This is a genomic window from Dolichospermum circinale AWQC131C (assembly GCF_000426905.1).
In the GTDB taxonomy this organism is placed as follows: domain Bacteria; phylum Cyanobacteriota; class Cyanobacteriia; order Cyanobacteriales; family Nostocaceae; genus Dolichospermum; species Dolichospermum circinale.
In genome coordinates this window covers 62,460-66,677 of sequence record NZ_KE384606.1, presented here as the reverse complement: position 1 = coordinate 66,677, position 4,218 = coordinate 62,460, and the positions used below count along the sequence as shown (strand labels likewise).

The following is a 4,218-nucleotide window of genomic DNA, read 5'->3' as shown; positions in this document are numbered from 1 at the left end:
GTAAGGGAAAGGTAAGTCAAATTAGTCAGATTAGACAAAGGTTTAATATCGCTAATTTGATTTCCCCAAAGGGAAAGGTAAGTCAAATTAGTCAGATTAGACAAAGGTTTGATATCGCTAATTTGATTTCCTATAAGGTAAAGAGAAGTCAAATTAGTCAGATTAGATAAAGGTTTGATATCGCTAATTTGATTTCCCCAAAGGGAAAGCCAAGTCAAATTAGTCAGATTAGACAAAGGTTTGATATCGCTAATTTGATTTACCGTAAGTCCTAGGAAAGTCAATTTAGTCAGATTAGACAAAGGTTTGATATCGCTAATTTGATTTTTATCAAGGGAAAGGTAAGTCAATTTAGTCAGATTAGACAAAGGTTTGATATCGCTAATTTGATTTCCGTTAAGGTTAAGCTCAGTCAAATTAGTCAGCGTTTGATTAGCTTGATCACAATTTTGGGTTTTAGCAACTTGTAGTAATACTTCTACCGTTCTTCTTCTCTGTTGAGATAAATTGGCTTTTTGTTGACACCATTCTGTAAAAGTTTGAGCAATCAAATAACCTGGCCACTTTTCCGTCGGTATTCCCTGAACCCCATCTCTTGCTAACCCGCCTTCACTTCTGCCAAATTCAGCTTTACCATAAATACCAATTACTTCCCCCTGGTCGTTTAATATTGGTCCCCCACTCATCCCCGGTCTTGGACTTGCACTTAAAAATAAATCATATCCCAGATTTTCTCCCGTTCCTCTAGCTGTAATTTGGGATGTTAAAAAGAAGTATTTTCGCTGTTGACTATTTGTGTTAGAAGGAATAGGAAATCCAGAATTATGTACCGTTTCTCCCTCTTTAACTGTGCGAGAATCAGCAATTTTAGCAATAGGATAATTTTTAGAACTGGTAAATCTGACTAAGGCTAAATCTAATTTTCCCAGAGTTTGAGCTTTGTTTTCCATGGGGTATTTTTGCCCGTCATGGGTGATAATCTCATAAAGACCATATCCCGCTTTTTTAACCACATGATTGGCTGTCAGCACAGTGTAGGTATTACCATTTTTGTCAATAATTACTCCTGAACCTTTTCCATCTAGTCCTCCAATCATCACCGTGATTGGTTTAGCGATATCATTAACCTCTACAGCAGTTAAAGCAGATACGGGTTGGTATTGTACTAAAGCTAGGGTTGTTGTCCCTAGAATTACGCCTAATCCCTGGGAAAATTTCATAGTTCTTTATCTGTTATAATTGTCTTTTATAATAGTGTTTTTTGTATCACACCAAGAGCAAAAGTTTTAAAAGTTTTCAGGAATTAATTTAACTTTGACTTATCAATGCCTTGTCCATTTTCTGTAGGTTGGGTTAAGCGACAGCGCAACCCAACGCTCATGTTGGGTTTCATGCTTCAACCCAACCTACAAATCTAGGTTTTTATGTGTAGTGTTGGGTTTCATGCTTCAACCCAACCTACAAATTTACAAATCTTATACATCTGAATATGTCCAATAAGTTATTTAAATCATTCTTTAGCAAAAAAGGACTAGTACCCTATATTCTCAATAATCTTGAGAATTTTCTCAATAAGTTGACGAAAAAAGTTAGTTTCAGGGCTTGAAATTCTCAACTATTTTTTGTAGAATTTTTTTAGATAAAATCTGCTTGGGCTTTTTTTGATAAAAAACCTTAATTATCGTCAATAGACATCTCCGAAAATGAATGTAAAGACGTTTTCAATGAATGTAGAGACGTTCTCAATGAATGTAGAGACGTTCTATAGAACGTCTCTACAAGGGTTTCAAACCACGCACATTTAATTACCTCCAGATGTCTAATGGGTTTTCAATAAATATTATACTAGTATCTTCAAATCTGATCAAGGTTGTAAGTAGGTGAACGGAAAAAAACCGACATCAGTAATGAAAAGTAAAGTTGCCCAAAACCGTTCGACTGACGCTCACGGCGAAGCCTGTTCCCTGTTCCCTTGTCATAAGGACAATTTTTAACGCCAACCTACTTAATTTGTTAGTTGTTAATTAACGTTTTTAGAGACGTTCCCCAGAACGTCTCCAGATGATCACTAACGCACTCCCGCTTTCATTCCCGCACCATTTTTTTGTGAGGAATCTTCTGGAAGTTCCACACCAAAAACCCGACAAAAGACCTTTTCTACCTTATAGCCAGTATCAATAGATTCCAAGGGATCTTTCCGCAAACGGTGACGCAGACATAAAGTAATTACCCGACGGATATCGTCAACTGTAACCTCTGTCCGGCCTTCAAAAGCGGTCAAGGCTTTAGCAGCGCGGTTAGTGACAATATCACCCCGCAAACCATCCACATCTAATTCTGAACAAACTTCGGAAATTTTCACCCGAAAATCATAGTCTAAATTAACTTGTGGTAATAATTCCTGAGCATTGACAATTTGCTGTTGTAATGCTATTTGGGGAGTTTGGTGTTTTTCCAAATACACAGCAGGATTTTGGTCAAATTCCCCTCTTTCTTCCACAATTTGCACCCGTAAAGCTGGTTCTTTAACTGTGTGAATTTCCGCGTGCATTCCAAAACGGTCGAGTAATTGAGGACGCAGTTCCCCTTCTTCTGGGTTTCCTGAACCAACAAGCACAAACCGCGCGGGGTGACGAATAGAAATTCCTTCCCGTTCAACGGTATTCCAACCACTAGCTGCGGAATCCAAAAGAACGTCTACCAAGTGGTCATCTAACAAATTGACCTCATCAACGTACAAAATCCCCCTGTTGGCTTTAGCTAGTAGTCCTGGTTCAAAAGCTTTGACACCTTCAGATAAAGCCTTTTCAATGTCAATTGTGCCACAAACCCGGTCTTCTGTTGCGCCTAATGGTAAATCTACCATTTGCACCTTTTTATGAGCAATGGGAACTTCTAACCCTTGGGCTACTTGTTGACGCACTTCATCACTCATTAAGTCCGGGTCGTTGGGGTCGCTGTTGAAGGGGTCATTGGCAACAACAGGTATTTCCGGTAATAAGTCCGCCAATGCGCGGATAGTTGTAGATTTGCCGGTGCCGCGATCGCCCATAATCATTACACCACCAATTTTGGGGTCAATGACATTTAGTAGCAGCGCCAGTTTCATTTCTTCTTGACCGACGATGGCTGTAAATGGAAAGACCGCACGACGCGCACTCGCACTAGCTTGAGCAGTTGAAGTCACTAAATTACCTTATAATATTTTTGATGACAATTTCTTATTTTGACACATCTGGGGAGATGACGGGGTAGGCAAGAGGCAATAGTTTGGGCTATCTGTTGGTAACAAATGTTTTCGTATTTCCTACTCAAGGGGCAGATACGGGGGTACAGCCCCTACACCCCAACATTTTTTGCGACTTTTACCTGTAAAAACCTGACACCTATTTTGTTTTTTATCAGCCCCAAAGCTTTGATTTATATGGGTTAAGAGTTTATTCAGCAGCACCTAAATATAATTTTTTCTGGACTTTTCATTAATTAAATTCCGGGTTCTTGGGTACTTGTTATGCTAAACCCAGAAGTGGAGTGAAGGGAAATCTTAACAGGAAAAAAAATTAATTTTCTAGTTTTTTAATAAGACTAATAATCTTATAATCATTCTTTAAAGAAATGTAAAATTGCGGAAAACCTGTTTCCTGTTCCCTGTTACCTGTTCCCTGTTCCCTAGTTACATTATGTGATTGACAAGGAAAGTAAACCTAAAGATATTTAGAATAAATTGCAGTTCTTGAAAAAACTTCTGTTAATTTGTAAATAATTGGTTAAGCTACAAAGATTTTTACATCCAGAAACCAAGTTAACCAGGTAATTTATCACCAATCACCATTTACGTTTCAGGGGTTATGGTAATGGATATTACGACGCTGTTAATTGTTTGGTTAGTCACCGCTGTTAGTTTGTTTTTTATTAGTAAATTACCTTTGGGAGTGGAAATTGATACTCCAGAAAAGGCGATTTTATCCGCAGCAGTTTTAGGTATTATTACAGCACTTGTGAAGCCAATTCTCAAACTTTTGTTTGTGGTTCCAAGTTTAGCCAGTTTTGATTTATTATCTGGTATCTTCACTTTTATGATAGCTGTTGTTTGTTTTAGTATTGCTGCTTGGTTGGTAGATGGTTTCTATTTGCGTTTTGGTATTTGGAGTGCTATTTTAGGTGCTTTTGCACTTACTATTATCAATAATATTATTTACAAATTATTGGGTGTATAAC

At 37.8% G+C, this 4,218-nt stretch carries 3 protein-coding genes; 1 reads left to right on the top strand and 2 read right to left on the bottom strand.

Annotated features, from left to right (window positions below; genetic code table 11):
- Positions 1-1,220, bottom strand: a 1,220-nt coding sequence (locus ACIR131C_RS26745; protein ID WP_231395431.1) for a leucine-rich repeat domain-containing protein, incomplete at its 3' end; no start/stop codon positions are given.
- Between the two features lie 848 nt (positions 1,221-2,068).
- Entirely contained in the window at positions 2,069-3,187 is a 1,119-nt protein-coding gene (gene bchI / locus ACIR131C_RS0109505) for a magnesium chelatase ATPase subunit I (protein WP_028083523.1), read from the bottom strand.
- A 667-nt stretch (positions 3,188-3,854) separates the two neighbouring features.
- On the opposite strand from bchI, the gene ACIR131C_RS0109500 reads away from it, so the two are divergent.
- Complete coding sequence (locus ACIR131C_RS0109500; RefSeq protein ID WP_028090007.1) at positions 3,855-4,217, top strand: phage holin family protein; 363 nt, start codon at positions 3,855-3,857, stop codon at positions 4,215-4,217.
- Position 4,218 lies beyond the last annotated feature (1 nt).

Excerpts from the sequence above, each read along its gene's own strand:
- ACIR131C_RS0109500 (WP_028090007.1), top strand. The coding sequence starts at position 3,855 with ATGGATATTACGACGCTGTTAATTGTTTGGTTAGTCACCGCTGTTAGT.